This is a genomic window from Acidocella sp. KAb 2-4, assembly GCF_020567705.1.
In the GTDB taxonomy this organism is placed as follows: Bacteria; Pseudomonadota; Alphaproteobacteria; order Acetobacterales; family Acetobacteraceae; genus Acidocella.
Genome location: NZ_JAJDJU010000015.1, coordinates 1 through 22,932, shown reverse-complemented (window position 1 = coordinate 22,932; position 22,932 = coordinate 1). Strand labels below are relative to the sequence as shown.

The 22,932-nt window shown below is 67.5% G+C and carries 29 protein-coding genes and 1 pseudogene; 14 read left to right on the top strand and 16 right to left on the bottom strand.

Features of this window, described 5'->3' with window-relative positions; all coding sequences use genetic code 11:
- The first annotated feature begins 29 nt into the window (after positions 1-29).
- Both ribA and LI953_RS10770 read left to right on the top strand, forming a co-directional pair.
- Complete coding sequence (ribA, locus tag LI953_RS10775) at positions 30-1,151, top strand: GTP cyclohydrolase II (RefSeq protein WP_227076082.1); 1,122 nt, start codon at positions 30-32, stop codon at positions 1,149-1,151.
- Complete coding sequence (locus LI953_RS10770; protein ID WP_227076081.1) at positions 1,144-1,647, top strand: L,D-transpeptidase; 504 nt, start codon at positions 1,144-1,146, stop codon at positions 1,645-1,647. Before ribA ends, LI953_RS10770 begins: the two co-directional genes overlap by 8 nt.
- On the opposite strand, the gene LI953_RS10765 is transcribed toward LI953_RS10770, so the two are convergent.
- Entirely contained in the window at positions 1,625-2,320 is a 696-nt protein-coding gene (locus LI953_RS10765; protein ID WP_227076080.1) for an SIMPL domain-containing protein, read from the bottom strand. The genes LI953_RS10770 and LI953_RS10765 overlap by 23 nt on opposite strands.
- Before the next feature lie 35 nt (positions 2,321-2,355).
- Entirely contained in the window at positions 2,356-3,033 is a 678-nt protein-coding gene (ispD, locus tag LI953_RS10760) for a 2-C-methyl-D-erythritol 4-phosphate cytidylyltransferase (RefSeq protein WP_227076079.1), read from the bottom strand.
- Positions 3,034-3,173: 140 nt separating this feature from the next.
- On the opposite strand from ispD, the gene LI953_RS10755 reads away from it, so the two are divergent.
- On the top strand, positions 3,174-3,413 hold the full coding sequence (locus tag LI953_RS10755) for a DUF2188 domain-containing protein (RefSeq protein WP_227076078.1): 240 nt from the start codon (positions 3,174-3,176) through the stop codon (positions 3,411-3,413).
- Between the two features lie 13 nt (positions 3,414-3,426).
- Here LI953_RS10755 and LI953_RS10750 read toward each other — a convergent pair whose 3' ends face one another.
- The 3 genes from LI953_RS10750 to LI953_RS10740 are packed head-to-tail and all read right to left on the bottom strand — an operon-like array spanning position 3,427 to position 5,923.
- Positions 3,427-4,275 (bottom strand): phosphatidylcholine/phosphatidylserine synthase, encoded by an 849-nt coding sequence (locus tag LI953_RS10750; RefSeq protein WP_227076077.1) that lies wholly within the window; start codon positions 4,273-4,275, stop codon positions 3,427-3,429.
- Positions 4,272-4,949: a phosphatidylserine decarboxylase gene (locus LI953_RS10745; protein ID WP_227076076.1), complete on the bottom strand. Its 678-nt coding sequence runs from the start codon at positions 4,947-4,949 to the stop codon at positions 4,272-4,274. The genes LI953_RS10750 and LI953_RS10745 overlap by 4 nt, the downstream gene beginning before the upstream one ends.
- Before the next feature lie 5 nt (positions 4,950-4,954).
- Positions 4,955-5,923 carry an Ig-like domain-containing protein gene (locus LI953_RS10740; protein ID WP_227076075.1) on the bottom strand — a complete coding sequence of 323 codons (969 nt, stop codon included), beginning with the start codon at positions 5,921-5,923 and terminating at the stop codon, positions 4,955-4,957.
- 53 nt (positions 5,924-5,976) lie between these two features.
- On the opposite strand from LI953_RS10740, the gene LI953_RS10735 reads away from it, so the two are divergent.
- Complete coding sequence (locus LI953_RS10735; protein WP_227076074.1) at positions 5,977-6,531, top strand: TIGR00730 family Rossman fold protein; 555 nt, start codon at positions 5,977-5,979, stop codon at positions 6,529-6,531.
- Here the strand turns inward: LI953_RS10735 and LI953_RS10730 are convergent.
- Positions 6,528-6,914: a flagellar biosynthesis repressor FlbT gene (locus LI953_RS10730; protein ID WP_227076073.1), complete on the bottom strand. Its 387-nt coding sequence runs from the start codon at positions 6,912-6,914 to the stop codon at positions 6,528-6,530. The genes LI953_RS10735 and LI953_RS10730 overlap by 4 nt on opposite strands.
- 166 nt (positions 6,915-7,080) lie before the next feature.
- Between LI953_RS10730 and dnaN the strand changes: the two genes are divergently transcribed.
- The 3 genes and pseudogenes from dnaN to LI953_RS10715 all read left to right on the top strand — a co-directional run bounded on the left by dnaN (position 7,081) and on the right by LI953_RS10715 (position 10,121).
- Complete coding sequence (gene dnaN, locus LI953_RS10725; protein WP_227076072.1) at positions 7,081-8,205, top strand: DNA polymerase III subunit beta; 1,125 nt, start codon at positions 7,081-7,083, stop codon at positions 8,203-8,205.
- Positions 8,206-8,226: 21 nt separating this feature from the next.
- Positions 8,227-9,309, top strand: a pseudogene (recF, locus tag LI953_RS10720) (DNA replication/repair protein RecF); the annotation flags it as partial.
- Positions 9,306-10,121: a TIGR00282 family metallophosphoesterase gene (locus tag LI953_RS10715; protein ID WP_227076071.1), complete on the top strand. Its 816-nt coding sequence runs from the start codon at positions 9,306-9,308 to the stop codon at positions 10,119-10,121. The pseudogene recF and the gene LI953_RS10715, both read left to right, overlap by 4 nt.
- 86 nt (positions 10,122-10,207) lie before the next feature.
- Here LI953_RS10715 and dnaA read toward each other — a convergent pair whose 3' ends face one another.
- Positions 10,208-11,632 carry a chromosomal replication initiator protein DnaA gene (dnaA, locus tag LI953_RS10710; protein WP_227076070.1) on the bottom strand — a complete coding sequence of 475 codons (1,425 nt, stop codon included), beginning with the start codon at positions 11,630-11,632 and terminating at the stop codon, positions 10,208-10,210.
- On the opposite strand from dnaA, the gene LI953_RS10705 reads away from it, so the two are divergent.
- Positions 11,631-11,879: a hypothetical protein gene (locus LI953_RS10705; protein ID WP_227076069.1), complete on the top strand. Its 249-nt coding sequence runs from the start codon at positions 11,631-11,633 to the stop codon at positions 11,877-11,879. The genes dnaA and LI953_RS10705 overlap by 2 nt on opposite strands.
- 157 nt (positions 11,880-12,036) lie before the next feature.
- Here LI953_RS10705 and rpsT read toward each other — a convergent pair whose 3' ends face one another.
- The 4 genes from rpsT to LI953_RS10685 all read right to left on the bottom strand — a co-directional run bounded on the left by rpsT (position 12,037) and on the right by LI953_RS10685 (position 14,407).
- The gene (rpsT, locus tag LI953_RS10700) at positions 12,037-12,306 is read right to left on the bottom strand and encodes a 30S ribosomal protein S20 (protein WP_227076068.1); all 270 of its coding nucleotides are present in this window, start codon (positions 12,304-12,306) and stop codon (positions 12,037-12,039) included.
- A gap of 87 nt (positions 12,307-12,393) precedes the next feature.
- On the bottom strand, positions 12,394-12,738 hold the full coding sequence (locus tag LI953_RS10695) for a cupin domain-containing protein (protein ID WP_227076067.1): 345 nt from the start codon (positions 12,736-12,738) through the stop codon (positions 12,394-12,396).
- Positions 12,735-13,460: a hypothetical protein gene (locus tag LI953_RS10690; RefSeq protein ID WP_227076066.1), complete on the bottom strand. Its 726-nt coding sequence runs from the start codon at positions 13,458-13,460 to the stop codon at positions 12,735-12,737. Before LI953_RS10690 ends, LI953_RS10695 begins: the two co-directional genes overlap by 4 nt.
- 5 nt (positions 13,461-13,465) lie before the next feature.
- Entirely contained in the window at positions 13,466-14,407 is a 942-nt protein-coding gene (locus tag LI953_RS10685) for an Hsp33 family molecular chaperone HslO (protein WP_227076065.1), read from the bottom strand.
- Between the two features lie 65 nt (positions 14,408-14,472).
- Between LI953_RS10685 and rfaE1 the strand changes: the two genes are divergently transcribed.
- Positions 14,473-15,933: a D-glycero-beta-D-manno-heptose-7-phosphate kinase gene (rfaE1, locus tag LI953_RS10680; protein WP_227076064.1), complete on the top strand. Its 1,461-nt coding sequence runs from the start codon at positions 14,473-14,475 to the stop codon at positions 15,931-15,933.
- A 2-nt stretch (positions 15,934-15,935) separates the two neighbouring features.
- Entirely contained in the window at positions 15,936-16,595 is a 660-nt protein-coding gene (locus tag LI953_RS10675; RefSeq protein ID WP_227076063.1) for a GNAT family N-acetyltransferase, read from the top strand.
- Here LI953_RS10675 and LI953_RS10670 read toward each other — a convergent pair.
- Genes LI953_RS10670 through petA form a run of 4 tightly spaced genes read right to left on the bottom strand, consistent with a single transcriptional unit; the run spans position 16,581 to position 19,554 of the window.
- Positions 16,581-17,153 (bottom strand): uracil-DNA glycosylase family protein, encoded by a 573-nt coding sequence (locus LI953_RS10670; RefSeq protein ID WP_227076125.1) that lies wholly within the window; start codon positions 17,151-17,153, stop codon positions 16,581-16,583. The two genes, LI953_RS10675 and LI953_RS10670, sit on opposite strands and share 15 nt — an antisense overlap.
- Positions 17,150-17,860, bottom strand: coding sequence for a cytochrome c1 (locus tag LI953_RS10665; protein ID WP_227076062.1), 711 nt, complete (start codon positions 17,858-17,860; stop codon positions 17,150-17,152). The genes LI953_RS10670 and LI953_RS10665 overlap by 4 nt, the downstream gene beginning before the upstream one ends.
- Positions 17,860-18,984, bottom strand: coding sequence for a cytochrome b N-terminal domain-containing protein (locus LI953_RS10660; RefSeq protein WP_227076061.1), 1,125 nt, complete (start codon positions 18,982-18,984; stop codon positions 17,860-17,862). The genes LI953_RS10665 and LI953_RS10660 overlap by 1 nt, the downstream gene beginning before the upstream one ends.
- 12 nt (positions 18,985-18,996) lie before the next feature.
- Positions 18,997-19,554, bottom strand: coding sequence for a ubiquinol-cytochrome c reductase iron-sulfur subunit (gene petA, locus LI953_RS10655; RefSeq protein ID WP_227076060.1), 558 nt, complete (start codon positions 19,552-19,554; stop codon positions 18,997-18,999).
- Between the two features lie 106 nt (positions 19,555-19,660).
- On the opposite strand from petA, the gene hemF reads away from it, so the two are divergent.
- Entirely contained in the window at positions 19,661-20,515 is an 855-nt protein-coding gene (gene hemF / locus LI953_RS10650; RefSeq protein WP_227076059.1) for an oxygen-dependent coproporphyrinogen oxidase, read from the top strand.
- A 3-nt stretch (positions 20,516-20,518) separates the two neighbouring features.
- Here the strand turns inward: hemF and LI953_RS10645 are convergent, their stop codons facing one another.
- The gene (locus LI953_RS10645; protein ID WP_227076058.1) at positions 20,519-20,932 is read right to left on the bottom strand and encodes a hypothetical protein; all 414 of its coding nucleotides are present in this window, start codon (positions 20,930-20,932) and stop codon (positions 20,519-20,521) included.
- Positions 20,933-21,146: 214 nt separating this feature from the next.
- Here LI953_RS10645 and LI953_RS10640 point away from each other — a divergent pair, with 214 nt between their 5' ends.
- The 3 genes from LI953_RS10640 to LI953_RS10630 all read left to right on the top strand — a co-directional run.
- Positions 21,147-21,461 carry a septum formation initiator family protein gene (locus LI953_RS10640; RefSeq protein ID WP_227076057.1) on the top strand — a complete coding sequence of 105 codons (315 nt, stop codon included), beginning with the start codon at positions 21,147-21,149 and terminating at the stop codon, positions 21,459-21,461.
- Positions 21,462-21,746: 285 nt separating this feature from the next.
- Positions 21,747-22,706 (top strand): pyruvate dehydrogenase (acetyl-transferring) E1 component subunit alpha, encoded by a 960-nt coding sequence (gene pdhA, locus LI953_RS10635; protein WP_227076124.1) that lies wholly within the window; start codon positions 21,747-21,749, stop codon positions 22,704-22,706.
- A gap of 6 nt (positions 22,707-22,712) precedes the next feature.
- Positions 22,713-22,932: biotin/lipoyl-containing protein (locus LI953_RS10630; RefSeq protein ID WP_227076056.1), on the top strand; the 220-nt coding region annotated here is incomplete at its 3' end.

Below are 22,932 nucleotides of genomic sequence, written 5' to 3'. Positions count from 1 at the left end.
CGGCCCCAGCGCACCCTATGTGTTGGGCGATGACACATATCGCGCATGAAGCGGGGGCTAGGCTCGGCACCCCGCGCACGAGGGCCGTGCACCGGGCCATTGCCGACGCCCGCCGCGGCGTGCCCGTGGTGCTGGCCGCGCGCCACCCGCTTATCATCGTCCCGGCCGAGACGGTGGGCGCCGAGGGGCTGCGCCTGATCGACACGCTCTCCACCGGGCCGGCCGTGCTGCTGCTCAGCCCGTCCCGCGCCGCCGCCGTGCTGCAACACGAGGTGGCGGACACCGCCCCCGCGATCGCGCTCAAGCTGCACCGCCCGCTGATCGACGCCGAGACGCTGAAGCGCGCCGCCGACCCGACGCTGGAGCAGATCCTGCCGACCTTCGAGACCACCGAGGCGCCGGACGCGGCGGCGGCGGCGCTGGCCCTGGGCAAGCTCGCGCGGCTGCTGCCGGCCATGGTCGCGGCCCCGGTGAAACCCGGCTGGGCGAGCCAGAAGGCCGGGGCGGACCTGCTTTCGGTCCCCGCCGCCGACCTGCTCGCCTACCCGCTCAACCTCGCCGCCTCGCTCACCAAGGTCGCCGAGGTCGCGGTGCCGCTGGATGCCGCGCGCGACGCCCGCCTGATCGCCTTCCGCGCGCAGGACCAGGGTATCGAACACATGGCGATCCTGGTCGGCCACCCCGAGGATCAGGAGGCGCCGCTGGTGCGCATCCATTCAGAATGCTTCACCGGCGATTTGCTCGGCAGCCTGCGCTGCGATTGCGGGCCGCAGCTGCAAGGCGCCATCGCGCGCATGGCGCAGGAGGGCGCGGGCGCGGTGCTGTATCTGGCGCAGGAGGGGCGCGGCATCGGGTTGATCAACAAGCTGCGCGCCTACACACTGCAAGACCGCGGGCTCGACACGGTGGACGCCAACCGCGCGCTGGGCTGGCAGGCGGACGAGCGCAATTTCCACATCGCCGCCTCCATGCTGGAGGCGCTGGGTATCCACAAGATCCGCCTGCTTACCAACAACCCCGAGAAGGTGAAGGGCCTCGCCGCCTGCGGCATCGAGATCGTCGCGCGCGTGGCGCATGAATTCGCGCCCAACGGCATCAACGATGCCTATCTGGAGACCAAGGCGAAACGCTTCGGGCACCTCATTGGTTGAATTCGCGCTCGACGGCCAGGTGCTGCGCGGCGCCGGGCTGAGCCTGCGGGCCGCGCATGGGCGCACGGGCATCACCCCAGCCGCCGCCAAGCGCGAGGGCGACGGCGCCACCCCGGCCGGGCGGCTGAAGCTGGTGCGCGTGCTCTACCGCGCCGACCGCCTGCCCCCGCCCGCCTGCGCCGTGCCGCTGGAGCCGATCGGCCCGCAAGATGGCTGGTGCGACGACCCCGCTGATGCCGCCTATAACCGCCCTGTGCGCCTGCCCTACCCGGCCAGCCACGAGGAGCTCTGGCGCGCCGACCATGTGTATGACGTGATCGGCGTGCTGAACTGGAACCTCGCTCCGGTCACGCCGGGGCGCGGCTCGGCCATCTTCTTCCACGTCGCCACGCCCGATTACGCGCCCACGGCGGGCTGCGTGGCGCTGGCGCTGCCCGATCTGCTGGCGGCGCTGCGCGCGGGGCTGAGCGCGATCAGGGTGCCGACAGCGGCGTAAGCTCCACCTCGGCGGTCACATCCGCCGTTACGCTGATATTGCCCGGCGCCGAAACCGGCGCGGGCGCGGCCATGGCCCGCATCGCCATCAGCGGCTGCGGCCCTGGCGCGGGGGCGGCGTTCACGTTCAGCGTCTTCACATCGCCCATCCGCTCGTGCAATTGCGCGGCCACCGCCGCGGCCTGGGCCTGGATCTGCGCCAGCGCCGCCAGCACCGCCTGTTGCTGCGCCGCTTGGCGCGCCTGGGGCGAGAGATCGCCGCCGAGATCATTCAGCAGCAACCCCTGCTGCTGCAACCGCCCCAGCAGATCGGTGAAGGCTGCGGGCGGCAGGCCATCCTTGGCGGGCAGCACCAGGTTCAGCGGCTGGCTGGCCTGATACACGGTTTTCGGCGGCTGCGTGTCCAGCGTCTGCGGTTCGGCGTCGTAGCTGCCAGTGGTGGCCACCACGCCGGGCACGACGCGGGAGGCCGCCAGGGCCTTGGCCATCATGGCGTTCACCTTGGCCTGCACGCTGGCGGCATCCGGCCCCGTGGCCTGCGCGGTGAGTGCCGCCACCGCCTCATCCGGCGCGGCCGGGGCCTCGCCGGTGGCGCCGATTCTCAGCGCCGTCTGCGCCACGGCGGGGCTGGCGGCCAAAGCCAGCAGCAAGGCGATGGAAGCGGTGCGGGACATGAAACTCCTCCTGCCCGCAGCCTAACACGCCCTTTTTATCCGCGCAGCATGAACTCCGCGCGGGCGAGATCGCTGGCCGTGGTGATCTTGAAATTATCCTCGGTGCCGGCGACCATCTCCACACGCATCCCGGCATGCTCGGCGATCATCGCGTCATCGGTGAACTCGGTCTCCGGCGCGCTCACCACCGCGTGGCGGTGCGCGGCCAAAATCTCGGCATAGCGGAAGCCTTGCGGCGTCTGCGCCCGCCACAGCCCGGCGCGGTCCACGGTGGCGGTGACCACGCCATCCTGCACGCGCTTGAGGGTGTCCGCGAGCGGCACGCCCACGATCACGGCGGGCACGCGCTCCAGCGCCGCGAGCACGGCGCTGATCGTCTCTGGCGCGATGAACGGGCGCACAGCGTCATGGATCAGCACCTTGCCCGGTTGCAGCCCGGCAATGCCCTCCAGCCCCAGCCGCGCCGAATCCTGCCGCGTGGCGCCGCCGAACAGCACCGGGCGCAGCTTCTCCAACCCCTTCACGGCCTCCTCATAGAGCGCGGCGTCGTCCGGGTGGATCAGCACCTGCACGGCGTCGATCTCCCGATGCGCGGCCAGGGCGGAGATCGTGCGCCGCAAAATCGGCTGCCCCGCCAGCGGCAGATATTGCTTGGGCAGCGGCCCGCCGAGCCTGTAGCCCCGCCCCGCCGCGACGATCATGGCGATATTCATAGCAACCAATTCCCGATGCCCGCGTTCATTCGGGGGCGGACCATACGCGCCGCGCGCCCCAGCGTCGAGGTCCGGGCACGCGGCGCAACGATTGCGGCGCGCCCGCGGCGGCGTATATTACCAAAAACAGGAGGGCCGATATGAGCAACATCCATTACAAAATCGTGCCGCATGACGGTGGCTGGGCCTACACGCTGAACGGCGCGTTTTCCGAGACGTTCCGGACCCACGATGCGGCGCTGAAAGCCGCGCGGCGGGCGGCGGATGAGCAGCGCGTGCCTGGCGAGACCACTAACATCGAATATCAGACGCCAGACGGCAAATGGCACACCGAGCATGTGCTCGGCATCGACCGCCCGGATGTGGACGTGGAGGAATAAACGCCAAGCCCGGCTATGGCGTCTCCGGCTCGGCTTCCGGCACATCCTCGGCGGCGGCGCGGCGCTCCTCGGCCTGACGCGCCAGCTTGCGGTAGCTGCGCAGGCTGAAGGGCAGCATCACCATATAGGCCAGCCCGAACAACGCCCCGGCCAGATACGGGTCGGCGAAGATCAGCGCCGCCAGCACCACCACGCCGAGCAGCATCGGCAACATCCCCGCGGTGGGGATCTTGAAGTTCTTGAAACTCCAGACCGGCAGGGTGGACACGCTCAGCCCCGCCACCACCACCAGCGCCACGCCGGTGAACAGCGGAAACGCCGCCAACTCGTGCAGCCAGTTCATGCCCAGCTCATCGGCCTCCAGCCCCACGAAGAGCGGAAACAGCGCCAGCGCCGCCCCGGCCGGGGCCGGCACGCCGGTGAAGAAATTATAGGCGAAGGCGGCTTTCGGCGCCGAATCGAGCGCCGCGTTGAAGCGCGCGAGGCGCAGCGCCATGGCGGCGGCATACATCAGCGGCGGCAGGAAGCCGATCGCCCCCAGCGCGTCGAGCGACCACATATAAATAATCAGCGCCGGGGCGACGCCGAAGCACAGAAAATCCGAGAGGCTGTCCAGCTCCGCGCCGAAGCGCGACGTGGCCTTGAGCATCCGCGCCAGCCGCCCATCCAGCCCGTCGATCACCATCGACACGGCAATGGCGATCACCGCCGCGCCATAGCGGTCCTGCATCCCCAGCCGGATGGCCGACAGCCCGATGCACAGCCCCAGCAGCGTCATCAGATTGGGCAGCATGCGGTTGAAGCTCTGCCCGGAAAAACGCTGCCGGCGGGGCAGCCGGCGGCGGCGGCGCGCGTCGATCATGGCGCGACGGGCAGCTCGGCCATCACGGTCTCGCCGCCGATCATGCGCTGCCCCACCGCCACCAGCGGCGCGCAGCCTTCCGGCAAATAGAGATCGGTGCGGCTGCCGAAGCGGATGATGCCGAAACGCTGCCCGGCGCTCAGGCTCTGGCCCTCATGCGCCTCGCACAAAATCCGCCGCGCGATCAGCCCGGCGATCTGCACCACCACCGCCTGCTGGCCATTGGCCAGGCGCAGCAGCAGCGAATTGCGCTCATTGTCGTCGCTCGCCTTATCGGCCGCGGCGTTGAGGAACAGGCCGGGGTGATAGGCGATCTTCTCCACCGTGGCGGCGATCGGCGCGCGGTTCACATGCACGTCCAGCACCGAGAGGAAGGTGGCGATGCGCATGCGCTTGGCCTCGCCCAGCCCCAGCTCGGCCGGGGGCACGGCCTCCTCGATGCTCACCACCAGCCCGTCGGCGGGGGCGAGGAACACATTGTCGCGCGGCGGCGCCACGCGCTCGGGGTCGCGGAAGAAATACAGGCAGAAGATGGTGAACAGCAGCCCCAGCCACGCCAGCGGGTGCCAAAACAGCAGCCCCAGCAGCGCCACGACGATGCCGCCGACGATGAACGGGTAGCCAGCCTTGTGCGGCGGGCTCAGCACCGACTGCACGCTTTGAATGATATGCATGGTTCTCAGCTCTTGGGTTTGGGCAGAACGAAATTCTGGCCGGGGAAGATCAGGTTGGGGTTGTGGATCTGGCCGGCATTGGCCGAGTAGATCAGCGTATACATAATGCCGTGGCCATAAACATGGCGGGCGATCAGCCACAAATTATCGCCGGGCGAGATCACCACATGCCCGTCGGCCAGGGCATTGGCCAACGTCTCGGGCGCGAAGGGCGCGCTCACCGGCCCCAGCGCCTGGCCATCGGCGGTGGTGGCGCTCAGGCTCAACATGCCCGGCGCGGCGGGCACCGGCGCGCTCAAATGCCACCGCCCCTGGGCGTCGGCCTTGGTCTGGCCGATGACCGCGCCGCCGAGGCTGAGTTGCACCATCGCCCCGGCTGGGGCGGTGCCCGAGAAAATGGCGTGGCCCGACGTGTCGTAATCCACCGCGCCCATGGCGAGTTGCCCGGCCTGCGGCCCCTGCCCGGTCAGCACCGTGCTGCCGGTGGGGCCGGAGAGCACGGTGAGCACCTGCCCGCCATTGCCCGGCACATTGACCACGGCGTGCTGATCGCCGGCCACGGCCACGCCGCCCGGCGGCACCTCCGAAAGGGTGATGTCGTGCACACCCGGCGCCAGTGGCGCTGGCGGCACCAGCACAAAGGCGCCCTGCGCATCAGCCGTGGCGGCGCCGAGGGTCTTGTTGTTGTCGAGCACCGTCACCACCGCGCCCGGCGCGGCCCGCCCTGCGATCACCGCGTTGCCCTGGGTGTCCACGCGCACCACGTCGAATTCCGGCGGAGTCGCGGTGCTCACCGGGGCGGCGGGCGCGGCGGCGGGCGGCGCGGTCGCGGGCACGGGCGGCGGTGGCGTGCGCATGCCGTGGCGCAGCATCAGCAACACGCCAACATCCAGCAGCGCCAGCGTGCCGAGCACGGCGACGGCGATGATCTTTGCCTTGTTGCCCCGCTTCGGGGCTTGCTCATTGCTTGCCATGTCGGCCCTAGCCTGCCACGAACAGGCCGGAACTGGAAGCGAGGCAGAGCTTTATGGGTAGTTTTTCCGTCACCGTGTTTTGCGGCTCCTCTCCGGGGGCCGACCCGCTTTATGGCCAGGCGGCGCAGGATCTCGGCCACGGCCTGGGGGAGCGCGGCATCAATCTGGTGTTCGGCGGGGGCAATGTCGGGCTGATGGGCGTGACCGCCGCCGCCGCCCTCACGGCGGGCGCGCATGTCACCGGCATCATCCCGGATTTCCTGCGCAAGCGCGAGGTGGAGTATCACGGCCTGTCGGAACTCATCGTCACCGACTCGATGCACACCCGCAAGCGCCGGATGTTCGCGCTGGCCAATGCCTTCGTGGTGATGCCGGGCGGCCTCGGCACTTATGACGAGACCATGGAGATTTTGACCTGGAAGCAGCTCGAGCAGCACAGCAAGCCGATCCTGCTGGTCGATATCCTCGGCTGGGCGCAGCCCTTCGTGGCGATGATCGAGCAGACCATTGCCCGCGGCTTCGCGCGCGCGAGTGTGCGCGATTTGTTTGAGGTGGTGGCGGATGTGCCCGCCCTGCTGCGGCGGCTGGAAGAGCTGCGCGCGGCTTAAACGTTTGCAAACGCCTCGGCGCGGATCAGCTCCCGCGCCAGCTTCAGCGCCTTAAATCCAGCATCCTCGCCAACCGCGTCGAGCAGGGCTTCCCAAACCCGGCGCGCCGCCTCGGGCGCGGCGTCGCGCAGCCCGGCCACCAGCCCCCGGGCCGAGGCCATCGCCGCCGCGCGCCCGGCCTCGGGCGCGATATAGGCCTGTTGCAGCGCGTAATAGGCCTGCCGGGCCGGGGTCGTCGCATCCTCGGCGCGCATGATCTGCCGCCCGAACAGAAAGCGCGCCTGGGTGCTCAGCTCCAGGCGCGTGCGTGTCTTGAAGCGAATCACCGCCCCATTCACGATCATCGATTCGCCCTGCCTGAGTTCCAGTACCAATGAAGTCATACGCCCATCCGCCGGTGCCCGGCACAGGCATCGCACAGCCGCGCTTAACACAAGGTGAACACCGCCGGGCGCGGCGCAAACCGGCACCTTCCCTAGAGCGGCGGCGCTTGCTACGTTAAGTCACGAATCGGTCAATAACGCCAAAGTTCGTTTCTGGAAGGGTATCATGAAGTTCAAGGCCGATCGCGCCACGTTGATGAAATCTCTGGCCCATGTGCAGAACGTGGTCGAGAAGCGCAACACGATCCCCATCCTCGCCAACGTGCTGCTCGCGGTGCATGACGGTAAGCTGACCATCGCCGCGACCGATCTGGAAATCTCGCTGGTCGAGGAAGTCGCGGCGGAGACGCTGCGCAACGGCGCCATTACCGTGCCCGCCGCCACGCTGTATGAGATCGTGCGCCGCCAGCCGGATAACGCGGTGATCGAACTCGATCATCCGGGCGGCGACGCCCAGCTCGCCCTGCGCGCCGGGCGCTACGCCACCAGCCTGGTGGCGCTCTCGGTCGATGAATTCCCCAAGCTCGACGCCGGCAAGCTCAGCCATAGCTTCGTCCTCTCGGCGCAGGAACTGCGCGGGCTGATCGACCGCACCCGCTTCGCCATCTCGACCGAGGAAACCCGCTACTACCTCAACGGCATCTTCCTGCACGCGGCCGAGGGTGAAGGCGGCCCGGTGCTGCGCGCCGTGGCCACTGATGGCCATCGCCTCGCGCGCGTCGAGGAGCCGCTGCCCGCCGGCGCCGCCGGGATGCCGGGCATCATTGTGCCACGCAAGACGGTGACGGAACTGCGCAAGCTGCTCGATGAAGCCTCCGGCGAGCTTGAGATCGCGCTCTCCGAAACGCGCATCCAGTTCACCATCGCCAATATGCGCCTGACCAGCAAGCTGATCGACGGCACCTTCCCAGATTATGATCGCGTCATCCCTCGCGGGAACGACAAGATCCTGCGCGTGGACAAGAAGGATTTCAACGACGCGGTCGGCCGCGTCTCGGCGATTTCCTCCGAGAAGCACCGCCCGGTGAAGCTCTCCTTGGCCAAGGATCTGCTGGTGATCTCCGCCGCCTCCGCCGAGCAGGGCTCGGCCTCCGAGGAGCTGGGCGGCGATATGGTGGATTACCAGGCCGGGCCGCTCGAAATCGGCTTTCAGGCCCGTTACCTCTCGGATGTGACCGACCAGATCAAGGGCAAGGTGGAGTTCCTCTTCGCCGACGGCGCCGCGCCGACCCTGGTGCGCGACCAGGACGACGCCTCCGCGATCTACGTGCTGATGCCGATGAGGGTGTAACCCACGCAAGTTTCGCGTCTCACCCTTACCGATTTCCGCTCTTATGCCGCGCTGCGCTTTACCCCCGCAGCGCGGCTTAACGTATTTGCGGGGCCCAACGGCACCGGCAAGACCAATCTGCTGGAGGCGCTCTCGCTGCTGGTGCCGGGGCGCGGGCTGCGCGGGGCGAAATTCTCCGAGCTCGCCCGGCGCGGGGCGGATGCTTCGGGCAGCTGGGCGGTGGCGGCGCAATTCTCCAACGGGCTGGAGATCGGCACCGGCATGGCCGAAACCGCGCCCGAGCGGCGCGAGTTTCGCCTCAACGGCGTGCGCCCGCGCACCCAGGCCGAAGTGGCCGAGCAGCTCGCCGCCGTTTGGCTTACCCCGCAGATGGACCGGCTGTTCACCGACACCGCCTCCGGCCGCCGCAAATTCCTCGACCGCCTGGTGGTGGCGCTGGAGCCCAGCCATGCGCGTGAGATCGCGGCCTACGAATCCGCCTCGGTCCAGCGCAACCGGCTGCTGGCCGAGAGCCCGGATCCGGCCTGGCTGTCGGGGCTGGAGGAGTCGATGGCCCGCCACGCCGTGGCCGCTACCGCCGCGCGCATGGCGCTGCTCAACCGGCTCAACGCCACGCTCGCCGCCGGGGCCGCCGAGCCGTTCCCGCGCGTTGCGCTGGGGCTGGCATGCGCCATCGCCCAGCGCCTCGCCGCCAGCCCGGCGGTGGAGGTGGAAGACAGCCTGCGTGCAGCCTACCACGCCGACCGCGCCCAGGATGCGGCGGCGAAATCCGCGGCGCGCGGCCCGCACCGCGCCGATTTCACCCTGGCCGACGCCGCCAGCGGGCGCCCCGCCGCGCTGTCCTCCACCGGCCAGCAAAAAGCGATGCTGATCGGCATCGTGCTCGGCCATGCGGCGCTCATCACCAGCGCGCGCGGCACCCCGCCGCTGCTGCTGCTCGACGAACCGCTGGTGCATCTCGACGCCGAACGCCGCGCCGCGCTGTTTGCCGCGCTCAACGCCGCGCCGCTCTGCGCCTGGCTCACCGGCACCGACCGCGAGACCTTCGCCGGGCTGGAGGCGGCCTGTTACACCATCCGCGATGGCTCTATAGACGCGCCATGAGATTATTATTCCTGGGCGATCTGCTCGGCCGTGCCGGCCGCGAAGCGGCGCTGAAACACATTCCCGAGCTGCGCTCTTCGCTCAAGCTCGATTTCGTGGCGGTGAACGCCGAGAATGCCAGCCACGGTTTCGGGCTGGGGCCGGACATGGCGCAGGCGCTGTTCGCGGCCGGGGCCGACGTGATCACGCTCGGCAACCATGCCTGGGACCGGCGCGAGATCATTCCCTATATCGCGCAGGAAAAACGCCTGCTGCGGCCGATCAATTATCCGCCCGGCACGCCCGGCCAGGGCGCCGCGCTGGTGGCGCTGGCCGATGGCCGCAAAGTGCTGGTGGCGCAGGCGATGGGCCGGCTGTTCATGGACCCGCTGGACTGCCCGTTCCGCACCACCGAGGACCTGCTCTCGCGCCACAAGCTCGGCGTCACCGCGCATGCGATATTGCTCGACATCCACGCTGAAGCCAGCTCGGAGAAAATGGCCTTCGCCCATACCTTCGATGGCCGGGTGTCATCGGTCACGGGCACGCACACGCATATCCCCACCGCCGACCACCAGATCCTGCCCGGCGGCACCGCCTACGCGACGGATCTCGGCATGTGCGGCGATTATGATTCAGTGATCGGGATGCAGAAGGACGCCGCGATCGGCCGCTTCATCCGCAAACTGCCCGGCGACAAGCTGGCCCCGGCCGAAGGTGCGGCCACGCTCTGCGGCGCCTTCATCGAAACGGCGGACGCCACGGGCCTTGCCACGCGCATCGAGCCGGTGCGGCTCGGCGGCAGGCTCGCCCCGGCCCTGCCCAAGATATAAAGTTCAAAAGTTTTTGGTGCAGCTTTCTTCAAAAAGCTGCTGAACGCCGCGTTTTTTATAAAAATGCGGCGTTCAAAAACCTGTTATCAGTTCTCCAGCATCCGCCGCAGCAGATCCACATCCTCGGCAAAAGCCGCGTCCTGCCCGATGAGTTCGCTCACGCGGTTGACCGCATGCATCACCGTGGTGTGGTCACGGTCGCCGAAATGGCGGCCGATATCCGGCAGGCTCTTCGAGGTGAGTTGCTTGGCCAGATACATCGCGATCTGGCGCGGCCGGGCGATGTTGCGCGCGCGCCGGGCCGAGGACATCTCGGCCACGCGGATATTGAAATGCTCGGACACTTTCTTCTGAATTTCCTGAATGGAAATCTTGCGGTCATGCGCCTTCAGCACATCGTGCAGCACTTCATGCGCGGTATCGAGCGTCAGCGGCCGGTTGAACAGATTGGCATGCGCCACCAGCCGGTTCAGCGCGCCTTCCAGCTCGCGGTTATTGGTGGTGATCTTGCGCGCCAGGAATTCCAGCACCTTCGCCGGCACCTCAACGCCCGCGCGCTGCGCCTTGGCGTCGAGAATGGAGTAGCGAAGTTCAAAGGTGGTGGCGTGCAAATCCGCGACCATTCCGCAACCCAAACGGGTACGTAGACGGTCCTCCAGCCCCGAAAGGTCGGAGGGCGATTTGTCGGCCGAGATCACGATCTGCTTGCCGGCATCGACCAGCGCGTTGAAGGTGTGGAAGAACTCTTCCTGCGTGTTGTCCTTGCCGATCAGGAATTGCAAATCATCGATCATCAACACGTCGACGCTGCGCAGCTCGTTCTTGAATTCGAGCGTCGATTGCGAGCGCAGCGCGTTGATGAAGCGGTACATGAATTTCTCCGCCGACATATAGGCGACGGAGGCCGGGGCGCGGCCGGTATTGCGGGTCGACAGCTCCCAGGCGATGGCATGCATCAGATGCGTCTTACCGAGGCCGACGCCACCATAAAGGAAGAGCGGGTTGAAGCCCGGCGTGGCCGGAGCCTCGGCCACGCGGCGCGCGCAGGCATAGGCAAACTCGTTAGGCTTGCCGACCACGAAGGTGTCGAAGGTAAAGCGCTGGTCCAGCGGCGCGGCGGAGTCCGGGCGCGCGGGGGCCGGCGCGGGTGCGGGCTGCGCCGGCACCTGAATCGCCGGCGGCGGCTCGGCCAGATTGGGCGCGGCGCCACGCGCCGGCGAGCCCGTGCGGAACTCGACACCGCGGATTGCCGGGTTCTCCGCCTGCCAGAAGGCGGTGATCAGCTCGCCATATTCCTTGTTCACCCAATCGCGCAAAAAGCGCGTGGGCAGGATCACGGTCAGCTCGTCACCGGCGATGCCGCCGAGCGCCACCTGCTTCAGCCAGGTGCGGTACTCGACCTCACCCACCTCCGCCTGCAACCGGGCGCGCACGCGCGCCCATTGCTCGTTCAACCCCACCTCATCCTGCCGCGCCGGAGACAGCCTCGACAAAGCGTCACCTTCACGCATGGAACTGATCTCCAGGCTCATTCCCACTTTCCGCTTCAGCCCCAAATTCAAAAACACCACGACCTGTTCCGGCAAGAGCACCGCGGCAAGGCGAGTCTTCCCAGAATTGAGACAATCCCTGATGGTCGTGTTTAAGCGCCCAAGTGTAGGTCGAAATTACCAAATGGCGCAAGCGCTCAAAACTTCCAGCTTGCCGCCCAACCCTCTGAGCCAGCCAATTTTTACAACAAAATCAATTCACTATTAAGCAAAAAGTTTCTTGAAGCGCAGTTCGGCTAACCGCTCGGTAATCAATCGGAAACCCAAATACCGAAAGCGCCGCCCCTCCGATATTTCAAGGAGATGGCAGCGCCAAACGGAAATCTCATTTTTGAAACGAAGGTATTGCGCCTTCGTAATCGCCCTTAGGCGGCGGCGATCGCCTTCACGCGGGCCGACAGGCGGGAGATCTTGCGCGACACCATGTTGGCCTTCAGCACACCCTTGCCAGCGGCGCGCTGCAGCTCAGGCTGCGCGGCGCGGAAGGCGGCCAGGGCCGCTTCCTTGTCCCCGGAGGCCACCGCTTCCTCGATCTTGCGAACGAAGGAGTGGACGCGCGACTTGCGCGCCTTGTTACGCGCGGTGCGCTTTTCGGTCTGACGGATGCGTTTCTCAGCAGATGCGATATTGGCCATGGTGTCCAAAACAAAGAGTGTTCAATAGAGCGCGCGGTCTAGACCCGCCCGCCGGATACGTCAAGCCGCAAGCGGCCAATCGCCCGTTTATTCGCGGATAACCCAGGATTTCCGCATCGGCGAGAGCACTTCCCAGGTGCCGGTGAAGCCGGGTTCGATGACGAATCTATCCCCCGGCCCGGCCTCGATGCGCTCACCATTGCCCCCTTCGACCACGCAGGCGCCGGAAATGATCTCCATATATTCCCACTCGGTATAGGCGATTCGCCATTTGCCGGGGGTGGCCTCCCACTCCCCGGCGTAGAGCCGCTCGGCCGGGTTCTCATAGAGCACCCAGCTGCGCGTGCGCGGCGTGCCGTCGAGCACTTTTTCCGCCGCCACATCCTCCCACGGCGCCCCGCTGGGCGGGGCCAGACGCTGCAAGCGGCTCATTGCGGCGCCCCCAAAGCGGCCGGGCCAGCCCCGGGCAGATAATTCGGCACGGCGGCGTTGGTGTTGACCGGCGCGGCCACAGGCGGGGTGCCGGTGGCGGGTGCCGCGGCCCCGCCAGGCGCGCTCAGCGGCGCCGCCTGGATGATGCCGCCAGCCGCGCCGCCCATGCCCGGCGCGGCGCCGCCCGCGGCGCTGCCCACCACCCAGCTCGGGATGTTGTGCATGATCTGATAGGGCAGTTGCACGTTCATCTGGGTCATCAGCGTCTTGGTCATCTGATATAGCGCGGCCTGCATGTCCGGGCCGCTATTCGAGTCCGGCGCGGTCTGGCTGGCGGTCACGCTGGCCTCGGTAAAGGCGGTTGAGCGCCCATCGGCGCTGGTCAGGTTCACATCCACCGTCATCGCGCCGTTCAGATTGCCCCCGGCCTCGGTGATCGAGACCACCTGCACCGTCACCGTGCCCGTGCCCGGCGTGCCGGAGGGTTGCAGCCGGTGTTGCAGCATGGTCACCAGCGTTGCCGCCAGCGGTACCGGATCCTGCGCCTCCAGCGTCGCTTCCGAGGGGCTGGGCACATAGTTGTTAACGACGTTTAGATTCGCCACGTTGAGCGTGATCGGGCGCAGATAGGAATAATCCAGCGGCGCGAAGCTCATCGGCGTCGGCGCCGAGCTGCACGCGGCCAGCGCGCCAAGCGGCAGAATGGCAAGCAGTTTCTTCATATCACTCAGGCTCCAGGTCTTCCGGTGATCGCATCCCGCGCGAAGCGGAAGTCGAAATTGCAGAATTCGCACGTCATCACGATATCCCCGTCCACCGCCATATGGTCGAGGTCATCGGTGGGGAAACCTTCGAGAATGCCGCCCAGGCGCTGGCGCGAGCAGCGGCAGCCGAAGCTCAATGGCCGCGGCTTGCCCACCGCCACGCCCTCGCCATGAAACAGCCGGTAGAGCAGCCGCTCAGGCGGCAGCGTGTCGTCCAGCAGCTCCTCGCGGGTCAGCGTATCGGCCAGAACACAGGCCGTGCGCCACGCCTCCTCCTGGTCCTCGTCGCTCATGTCCGGGGCGATGCCCCCTGCCCCGGCGATGCGCTCCAGCACCAGGGCCGAGGCCCGCCAGCCGGATGGCGTCTCCCCCGCGGCCAGGAACACCCGCGCCGGGAGCTGCTCGGAATGCTGGAAATAATACTCGGCCATGCGCGCCAGCGAGCCACCCTCCAGCGCCACGATACCCTGTTGCGGGTCGCGGTCCATGCCCTGGTCGACGGTGAAGGCCAGATAGCCAATGCCCAGCATCTGCCCGGCATTGGCGGTGGCGGGGATCTCCACCTCGGGATCAACGCGCACATAGCCGCGCAGCGCCCCGGCCTCGGTGCAATCGGTCACCAGCATGGAGACCGGGCCATCGCCGCGCGCCTGCACCGAGAACGAGCCCTTGAATTTCAACGCGCTGGCAAGCGCCGCGGCCAAGGCCAGCGCCTCGCCGAGCAGCGCCTTCACCGGCGGCTTATGCTCGTGGCGCGAGAGCAGCGTGGCCGCCAGCGGCCCCAGCCGCACCACGCGCCCGCGCACGGGCTTCTCGGGCAGGTAAAAGGGCAGCACCCCGCGGGGTACCGCCAGATCCGGCACATCGGGCCGGGACGAATCAAGAAAAGCTGGAAGTTCGGTCATCGTCCCGACACTTAATCACGTTTTCTCGCGTTGCCATAATGCCAAGGCCGGGTTAGCGGTTTGGCATGACTGCAGAACACACGGTTGACCTTGGCGCCTATGTGAAAAAATTCCACCGCGCGAGCGTGCTGGTGGTGGGCGATGCGATGCTGGACCGCTACGTCTATGGTGACGTCTCACGCGTGAGCCCCGAGGCCCCGGTGCCGATCCTGACCGTGACGCGTGAGGTGGCGATGCCCGGCGGCGCCGGCAATGTGGTGCGCAACCTGGTCGCGCTGGATGCGGCGGCGGCGTTCGTCTCGGTGGTTGGCGATGACCAGGCCGGGTCCGAGCTGACCAGCCTGGTTGGCGGGCAGGAGCGCGTGGAGCCCTGGCTGCTGGTGCAGGGCGGGCGCACCACCACGCTCAAAACCCGCTACATCGCCCAGGGCCAGCACCTGATCCGCGCCGACCGCGAAGAGACCGTCGCCCTGCCCGAGAAGCTGGCCGAGCGGCTGGTGCGCATCGCGCTCGACGCGATGGCCGCCACCTCCGTCACCGTGCTCTCCGATTACCGCAAGGGCGTGCTGACCGAGGCGGTGGTGCAGCAGCTGATCGAGGGCGCGAAGAAGCTCGGCCGCAAGGTCATCGTCGACCCCAAGGGGCGCGACTACACGCGCTATCGCGGCGCCGACATCGTCACCCCCAACCGCAAGGAGCTGTTGGAGGCCACCGGCCTGCCGGTGGAGACCGAGGCCCAGATCGTGCAGGCGGCGCAGAGCCTGCTGGCGCAATTTGGCTTCGGGGCCGTGCTCGTCACCCGCGCCGAGGACGGCATGAGCCTGATCACCCCTGACTCCGTGCGCCATTATCCCGGCGAGGCGAAAGAGGTATTCGACGTCTCCGGCGCCGGCGACACCGTGGTCGCCACCCTGGCCACCGCCATCGCCGCCGAGGTGCCGCTGGCCGAGGCCGCGCGCCTGGCCAACATCGCGGGCGGCATCGTGGTCGGCAAGGTCGGCACCGCCGTCGCCCGCCCCGCCGATCTGCTCGCCGCCATCGCCCCGGTTACCGGCGCGCTGCGCAAGGTCGTCACCGCCGCCGCCGCCGCCGAGGCCGCCGAACGCTGGCGCCTGCGCGGCTACAAGGTCGGCTTCACCAATGGCTGTTTCGACCTGCTGCACCCCGGCCATGTGCATCTGCTGGAGCAATGCCGGGCCATGTGCGACCGGCTGATCGTCGGCATCAACTCCGACGCCTCGGTGCAACGCCTGAAAGGCCCCACCCGCCCCGCCCAGGGCGAAGCCGCGCGCGCCGCCGTGCTGGCCTCGCTGGCCTCGGTCGATCTCGTTTGTCTGTTCGAGGAAGACACCCCGATCGAGCTGATCAAGCAGATCAAGCCGGATCTGCTGATCAAGGGCGCCGATTACACGCGCGAGACGGTGGTCGGCGCCGATCTGGTGGAAAGCTGGGGCGGCAGAGTCGCCCTGGCCGAGCTGCTGCCCGGCCACTCCACCACCGCCACGCTGGCGCGGCTGCGCGGTTAGGCATGAGCGCCGTCGATCCCTGGCCCCGCCCCGTGCCCGCCCGCGTGCCGCATGGCGGCGCGCATGTCGCGCTGGAGCCACTGCACCGGCGGCACACGGCGGAGCTGTGGGAGGCCGCGCGCGGCGCCGAAGCCAGCTTCGCCTACATGCCTTACGGCCCCTTCGCCGAGCGCGCGGCGCTGGAGGGCTTCGTCGCCACCTCCGCCGCCCGGCTCGACACGCTGTTCTGGGCGATCCGCCCCAAGACCACCGGCCTCGCCTCCGGCTGGCTCAGCCTGATGAACATCGAGCCGCATAACGCCGCCATCGAGCTGGGCTCGATCTGGTTCGCCCCGCGCCTGCAACGCACCCGCGCCGCCACCGAGGCGATGGTCCTGCTGCTGCGCCACGCCGCCGAGGATCTCGGCTATCGCCGCCTGGTCTGGAAATGCGACAACCGCAACGAGGCCTCGAAAGCGGCGGCGCTGCGCCTGGGCTTCACGCCCGAGGGGCTGCTGCGCGCGCATATGGTGGTGAAGGGCCAGCGGCGCGATACCGCGATGTTCTCGATCCTGGAAGATGAATGGCCCGCCCGGCGCGACGCCATTCTGGCTTGGCTGGCGCCGGGGAATTTCGACCGCTCCGGCGCGGCGCTGCGCTCCCTCGCCTCATTCCGCGGTTAGGCGGGCGACCTCCGCGCGCAGCCGGGGCAGAATCTCCGCCCCGAACCAGGGGTTCTTCCGCTCCCAGGCCGTGGTCCGCCATGAGGGATGCGGCAACGCCAGAAACCGCCCGCCGCGCTGGGCGCGCACATGCCCGGTCATGCTGCCCTTGCCGAGGTAACGCCGCTGCGCGTAGCCGCCGACCAGCAGGATCAACTCCACACGGGGCATCAACGCCAGGAATTTTTCGTGCCAGAGCGGCGCGCATTCCGGCCGGGGCGGCGCGTCGCCGCCTTTGGGCAGGCGGCCCGGATAGCAAAACCCCATCGGCATGATGGCGATGCGCGCGGCATCGTAAAACACGTCCCGCCCGATCCCCATCCAGCCGCGCAGCCGTTCGCCCGAGGCGTCGTTGAACGGAATGCCCGTCTCATGCACGCGCGTGCCCGGGGCCTGCCCGATGATCAGCAGCCGCACCGTCTCCGAAACTTGGAACACCGGGCGCGGCCCCAGCGGCAGCGCGGCGGCGCAGACGGCGCAGCCTTGCGCCGCCGACGAGAGCGCGGCGAGCGCGCTCAGGCCCGCTCGCGCCAGATACCGCGCTTGGAGGCAAGCGCGACAAGGCTGAGAAACAGGAAGAAGATCACCGCCCGCAGCCCGATCTGGTGACGCGCGCTGAGATTCGGGTCCGCCGCCCAGGTGAGGAACTCCGCGACATCCGCTGCCTCCTGCTGGGCAGTGGCGGCGGTGCCGTCGGCATAGGTCACCGCGTTATCGCGCAGCACCGGCGGCATGGCGATCTGCCCGCCAGGGAAGGCGGTATTGTAATAATGCCCGGGCAGCAGGTTCACGCTCTGCGGCGCGGCGGCATAGCCGGTGAGCAGCTTGTAGATATACATCGTGCCATGCTTGCGCTGGGCGACGATGCTGGAGAGATCGGGCGGCGCCGCGCCGCCAAAGGCCGAGGCGGGCATCGCCGGGTCCTTGAACGGCGAATCGAGCGTCGCGGCGCTGCCATCGGCGAGTTTCACCCCCGCCGCCACACCCGCGGCCTGGTCGGGCGTCAGGCCCAGGGCCTCAAGGTCGCGGTAATGCAGCGCATTGGCCGAGTGGCACGCGGCGCAGACGGTCTGATAAACCAGAAAGCCACGCTGCGCGGCGGCCTTGTCGATACTCCCCAGCGCCCCCTGGCTCTGGAAATGCAGCGGGGTCAGCGTGTCCTCGGCCTGGGCGGCTCCGGCGGCGGCGAGGCCCAGGGCCAGAAGCGGGGCGAAAAACCGGCGCATTATTTGGCCTCCATCGCGGTCACCAGCGGGGTGAGCACCAGAAAGTGGAAGAAATACCAGAGGGTGAACAGCCCCAGCAGCAGCGGCGCCTGCGGGTTGTCATGCGCGGCCGAGGTGGCGCCCAGGGCGAGCACGTCGAGCGCCAAAATCCAGGTTAGCGCGCAATACAGCTTGCCCTTGGCGCCGTCCGGCCCCGCGCGGTCGAGCCAGGGCAGCGCCGCCAGCACCACGAGCGCGCCCGCCACGCCGGCCACCCCGCCCCACAGGCCGGGCAGCGCGTCAGCCACCCCGGCCAGGGGCAGCAGATACCACGGCAGCGCCGTGCCCGCCGGCAGGGTGAGGGGGTCAGCCGCCAGCGCATTCACCGCGGGCTGGCCGAAATGCGGGGCAAAGAACAGCAGCACCGAGAAGATCAGCGCGAACACCGCCAGCGCCGCCAGATATTGCGCGAGGTAATAGGGGTAAAACGCCACCCCCTTGCCCGGCGCGGGCTGGGGCGCCACCTTGCGCCGCGCCGCCAGCAGCCCGCCCGCCACGGCCAGCGCCGCCAGCGCCAGCACGGTGTGGAACATCTCCAGCCGCGCCAGAGAAGCCGGCGCCGCGGGGCCGCCCAGGAACCAGCGCGCCACCGCCCCCGGCGCGCCGGGCAGGCTCACCGCCGCATTGGCGGCGTTGAACAGCGACCAATATCCCGCCGCCCCGCCGCTCAGCACAAAGCCCATCCAGCCCACGAACAGCAGCAGCGCCAGCAGCTTCACCGCCAGCCACCAGGCAAACTCGCCGGGAGCGCGATAGGCGCGGGTGAGCATGACGCGGAACAGATGCAGATACACCAGCCCGAACAGCGCCGTGGCCCCGGTAGCGTGGTAAGCCTGCACCAGCCAGCCATTATTCACCTCGCGCCGGATGAACTGCACCGAGGCGAAGGCGTGCCACGGGTCGTAATACGCCGCCATCACCGCGCCCGAGAGCGTGAGGAAGGCGAGCGCGATGGCGATCAGCCCCGGCAATGTGTCAAGGTATTTACCTTCCGGCGTGCAGCGCGGCGCGAACAGCGCGCCGCACAGGCCGCCCAGACAGGGCATGCGTTCACCGGCCCAGGATTGTTTTGCGTCCGTGGTCATGATGCCTTGTCCTCAGCCGAACTGGATCTGCGCGGCGTTGATGAAGGTGAAGCGGGGAATGGCGAGATTTTTCTTCGCCGGGCCAGAGCGCACGCGCCCCAGCGGATCGTATTGGCTGCCATCGCAGGGGCAGATCCAGCCGCCGAAATCGCCGCGCGGGTCGGCGGGGTCATTGCCCTCCAGCTCGCAGGGTGTGCCGGTGTTCAGCCCCACCACCACGACATAATTCTGGTAGGCGGCGGGCACGCGGGACATAAAATCCGCCGGGTCGGGCAGCGTGTCGGGCACCACGGCCTGGGCATCGGCGATCTGCTGCGCGGTGAGCTTGCGGATATAGATCGGCAGCCCGCCCCATTGCACCGCCTTGGCGGTGTTCTCGGCGATATCCGCGACATCCACGATCAGCCGCGCCCCGGCCTCGCTCTCGGCGTCCGGGTTGAGGGCGTCGACCAACGGCCAGCCGATCGCACCAATGGCGACGGCGCTGGCCGCGCCAGTCAGGATGGTGAGAAAGCCACGCCGCGATTCGGTGCCGTGGCCCGAAGCCTCTGTTGCTGCTGTTTCAGCCATTCTTGTCCCCCCGGAGCAGATGACACTCCTGTCCCCAAGGCATGACGGCAACGCCGAAAAATTTCAAGAGTGGATGACGCGTCAAGAAGCCCCTAAACTCAATCGCATGAACAACTTCCCCCCGCACGCGGCGCTCAAACCGCGCGCCGCCGCTTGGTTCGCGCAGCTGCGCGACCGTATTTGCGCCGAGTTCGAGGCCATCGAAGACCTCGCCGGCCCCCATCCCGGACGCTTCGCGCGCACCGCCTGGGACCGCCCCGGCGGCGGCGGCGGCGTGATGAGCGTGATCCGCGGCCAGGTCTTCGAGAAGGCCGGGGTGAATGTCTCGGTAGTCGAAGGTGAATTTTCAGAGGATTTCGCCAAGCGCATCCCCGGCACCGAGGCGGGGGCGAAATTCTGGGCGGCGGGGATCTCGCTGGTGGCGCATCCGCGCAGCCCCAAGCTGCCGGCTGTGCACATGAACACGCGCATGATCGTAACGGCCAAGGGCTGGTTCGGCGGCGGCGGCGACCTCACCCCCTTGCAGCCCGGCAGCGCCGAGGCCGCCGAGGACGCGGCGCATTTCCACGCCGCCTATCGCCGCGCCTGCGACGCTCACAACCCGGATTATTACGCCAAGTTCAAAGCCTGGTGCGACGAATATTTCTACCTGCCGCACCGCCAGGAGCCGCGCGGCGCGGGCGGGATTTTCTACGATTATCTGGATTCCGGCGATGCCGAGGCGGATTTCGCCTTCACCCGCGATGTCGGCGAGGCGTTCCTCGCCGCTTATCCGCCGATCGCGCGCCGGCGCTTCGCCGAGCCCTACACGGCGCAAGAGCGCGAGGCGCAACTCATCCGCCGCGGTCGCTATGTGGAGTTCAACCTGCTCTACGACCGCGGCACGATGTTCGGGCTGAAAACCGGCGGCAATACCGAGGCGATCCTCATGTCCATGCCGCCGGAAGTGAAGTGGCCGTAATTTTTACGGCGTGATTCCGATGCCGCCGGGCGTGATGACGATCGACGGCGCCGGAGCGACCATCACGGGCGGCGGCGCGTAATAAGCCGGCGGCGGGGGCGGCGGCGCGTAATAGACCGGGGGCGGCGCCACCCACACCGGGGCCGGGCCGTAATAGCCATAGCCGGGGCCCCAGCCCGGATACCAATGCCAGGCATGATCGCCATCCCACCAGCCATGGCCGTGCCAATCGTGATAAGCCTCGCGGCCATCCCAGCCGCCACCGCCGCCATGGTCATGCCAACCGCCACCATCGCCATGCTCGTGCCAGCCTCCGCCGCCATCATGGTCGTTCCAGCCATCAGCAAAGGCGGGGGCGGCGGCGAGGCCCAGCGCGGCGAAGAGCGCGACGGTGCCGAGCAGAGATTTAAGCGTCATGGGTTGAGACCCCTCCGGTTCCGTGTTTCCGGGATAGTCATTGCCCGAGGCGGCATCACGACGGAAGCGGGGCCAAAAAATGGCAGGCCAAATTTTGCATTAAATTTATTAAAATCATATCTCTACAGAAAATACCTGTTGCGAAACCGGGCATAATCCGCCAATCTTCGCGTAATTCCAACCATCTCGCTCACAGGGCAGGATTGTGCAACGCGTGATCAAATATCGCCTCCGCGGCTTCATCGCGCCCGCCATCCTGCTGGGCATCACCTATTATTTCGGCTGGAACGCGGTGCATGGCAAAAGCGGGCTGGAGGCGCAGCAGGCGCAGAAAGCCCAACTGGCCCAGGCCCAGGCGCAATATCAGGCCGTGCATGAGCAGCGGCAGATGTGGCAGACCAAGATCGCCGATCTGTCCGGCCAGTCGATCCACCGCGACATGCTGGAGGAACAGGCCCGCGAGGTGCTGAATCTCGCCGATCCCGGCGATATCGTGATCGATCTCTCCAGCAGCCGCGCGGCCGAATAATCCGTTTTTTTTAACCGGCAAGCTTGATGATGCGTGCGAAGCCACCGCTTTGCACGCAATTTTGTTTCGCGCCAGTTTCCAGGCTGTACGCCACGCGGCCAAATTAACCATTTTCTGGTTAATTTAAACTTTCGCAGCGCAGCATGAGGAGTTTTCAAAATCCTTCTTTGCGCGGTGCAAAAAACTTGGCATAGCCGGGGCAGACGCACAGCGCCGCAAGGGAGACCCCGAAACATGGCCGTAAGCCCCGAGAAGCCCCGAAAATCCCGCAAGACCGCCGAGGTGATGGACCGCGACGAGCTGCTCAAAGCCTATTCATCGATGCTGCTGATCCGCCGCTTCGAGGAAAAGGCCGGGCAGCTTTATGGCATGGGGCTGATCGCCGGGTTCTGTCACCTTTATATAGGCCAGGAGGCCGTGGTGGTCGGCATGCAGCATTGCATCGGCGAGGGGGATGAGGTGATCACCTCCTACCGCGACCATGGCCATATGCTGGCCTGCGACATGGACCCCAAGGGCGTGATGGCCGAGCTGACCGGGCGCTCTGGCGGGTATTCGCGCGGCAAGGGCGGCTCGATGCACATGTTCAGCAAGGAGAAGGGCTTCTTCGGCGGGCATGGCATCGTGGGCGCGCAGGTGTCGCTGGGCGCCGGCCTCGCCTTCTCCAACTGGTACCGCGAAAATGACCGCGTGAGCCTGACCTATTTCGGCGAGGGCGCGGCCAATCAGGGCCAGGTGTATGAGAGCTTCAACCTGGCCAATCTGATGAAACTGCCGGCAGTGTTCATCATCGAAAACAACCGCTACGCCATGGGCACCTCGGTCGAGCGCGCCTCGGCCTCGCGCGATCTGTCGCTGAACGGCGTGCCCTGGGGCATGCCCAGCCTGTCGGTCGATGGCATGGACGTGCTGGCGGTGAAGGAAGCGGGCATGGAAGCGGTGGCGCATTGCCGCGCGGGCAAGGGGCCGTTCCTGCTGGAGATGAAGACCTATCGCTATCGCGGGCACTCGATGTCCGACCCCGCGAAATACCGCACCCGCGAGGAGGTGCAGCGCATGCGCGCCGAGCATGATTGCCTGGACAGCGCCAAGGCCAAGCTGGTCGCGCTGGGGGTGAGCGAGGCGGAGTTGAAGAAGATCGACGACGAGGTGAAGCTGCGGGTGCAGGAGGCGGCGGATTTCGCGCAGGCCTCGCCGGAGCCCGACCCGTCTGAACTTTATACCGATGTGCTGGTGGAGGGCTGAGCTAAAATGCCGATCGATATTCTGATGCCCGCCCTCTCGCCGACGATGACGGAGGGCAAGCTTGCCAAATGGCTGAAGCAGCCGGGCGATGAGGTGAAGTCCGGCGACGTGATCGCTGAGATCGAGACCGACAAGGCGACCATGGAAGTGGAAGCCGTGGATGAGGGCAAACTGTCCGAGATTCTGGTGCCGGAAGGCACCGAGGGCGTGGCGGTGAACACCGTGA

Excerpts from the sequence above, each read along its gene's own strand:
- ribA (WP_227076082.1), top strand. The coding sequence starts at position 30 with ATGACACATATCGCGCATGAAGCGGGGGCTAGGCTCGGCACCCCGCGC.
- LI953_RS10765 (WP_227076080.1), bottom strand. The coding sequence starts at position 2,320 with ATGTCCCGCACCGCTTCCATCGCCTTGCTGCTGGCTTTGGCCGCCAGC.
- ispD (WP_227076079.1), bottom strand. The coding sequence starts at position 3,033 with ATGAATATCGCCATGATCGTCGCGGCGGGGCGGGGCTACAGGCTCGGC.
- LI953_RS10755 (WP_227076078.1), top strand. The coding sequence starts at position 3,174 with ATGAGCAACATCCATTACAAAATCGTGCCGCATGACGGTGGCTGGGCC.
- LI953_RS10750 (WP_227076077.1), bottom strand. The coding sequence starts at position 4,275 with ATGATCGACGCGCGCCGCCGCCGCCGGCTGCCCCGCCGGCAGCGTTTT.
- LI953_RS10745 (WP_227076076.1), bottom strand. The coding sequence starts at position 4,949 with ATGCATATCATTCAAAGCGTGCAGTCGGTGCTGAGCCCGCCGCACAAG.
- LI953_RS10740 (WP_227076075.1), bottom strand. The coding sequence starts at position 5,923 with ATGGCAAGCAATGAGCAAGCCCCGAAGCGGGGCAACAAGGCAAAGATC.
- LI953_RS10735 (WP_227076074.1), top strand. The coding sequence starts at position 5,977 with ATGGGTAGTTTTTCCGTCACCGTGTTTTGCGGCTCCTCTCCGGGGGCC.
- LI953_RS10730 (WP_227076073.1), bottom strand. The coding sequence starts at position 6,914 with ATGACTTCATTGGTACTGGAACTCAGGCAGGGCGAATCGATGATCGTG.
- dnaN (WP_227076072.1), top strand. The coding sequence starts at position 7,081 with ATGAAGTTCAAGGCCGATCGCGCCACGTTGATGAAATCTCTGGCCCAT.
- LI953_RS10715 (WP_227076071.1), top strand. The coding sequence starts at position 9,306 with ATGAGATTATTATTCCTGGGCGATCTGCTCGGCCGTGCCGGCCGCGAA.
- LI953_RS10705 (WP_227076069.1), top strand. The coding sequence starts at position 11,631 with ATGGAACTGATCTCCAGGCTCATTCCCACTTTCCGCTTCAGCCCCAAA.
- dnaA (WP_227076070.1), bottom strand. The coding sequence starts at position 11,632 with ATGCGTGAAGGTGACGCTTTGTCGAGGCTGTCTCCGGCGCGGCAGGAT.
- rpsT (WP_227076068.1), bottom strand. The coding sequence starts at position 12,306 with ATGGCCAATATCGCATCTGCTGAGAAACGCATCCGTCAGACCGAAAAG.
- LI953_RS10695 (WP_227076067.1), bottom strand. The coding sequence starts at position 12,738 with ATGAGCCGCTTGCAGCGTCTGGCCCCGCCCAGCGGGGCGCCGTGGGAG.
- LI953_RS10690 (WP_227076066.1), bottom strand. The coding sequence starts at position 13,460 with ATGAAGAAACTGCTTGCCATTCTGCCGCTTGGCGCGCTGGCCGCGTGC.
- LI953_RS10685 (WP_227076065.1), bottom strand. The coding sequence starts at position 14,407 with ATGACCGAACTTCCAGCTTTTCTTGATTCGTCCCGGCCCGATGTGCCG.
- rfaE1 (WP_227076064.1), top strand. The coding sequence starts at position 14,473 with ATGACTGCAGAACACACGGTTGACCTTGGCGCCTATGTGAAAAAATTC.
- LI953_RS10675 (WP_227076063.1), top strand. The coding sequence starts at position 15,936 with ATGAGCGCCGTCGATCCCTGGCCCCGCCCCGTGCCCGCCCGCGTGCCG.
- LI953_RS10665 (WP_227076062.1), bottom strand. The coding sequence starts at position 17,860 with ATGCGCCGGTTTTTCGCCCCGCTTCTGGCCCTGGGCCTCGCCGCCGCC.
- LI953_RS10660 (WP_227076061.1), bottom strand. The coding sequence starts at position 18,984 with ATGACCACGGACGCAAAACAATCCTGGGCCGGTGAACGCATGCCCTGT.
- petA (WP_227076060.1), bottom strand. The coding sequence starts at position 19,554 with ATGGCTGAAACAGCAGCAACAGAGGCTTCGGGCCACGGCACCGAATCG.
- hemF (WP_227076059.1), top strand. The coding sequence starts at position 19,661 with ATGAACAACTTCCCCCCGCACGCGGCGCTCAAACCGCGCGCCGCCGCT.
- LI953_RS10645 (WP_227076058.1), bottom strand. The coding sequence starts at position 20,932 with ATGACGCTTAAATCTCTGCTCGGCACCGTCGCGCTCTTCGCCGCGCTG.
- pdhA (WP_227076124.1), top strand. The coding sequence starts at position 21,747 with ATGGACCGCGACGAGCTGCTCAAAGCCTATTCATCGATGCTGCTGATC.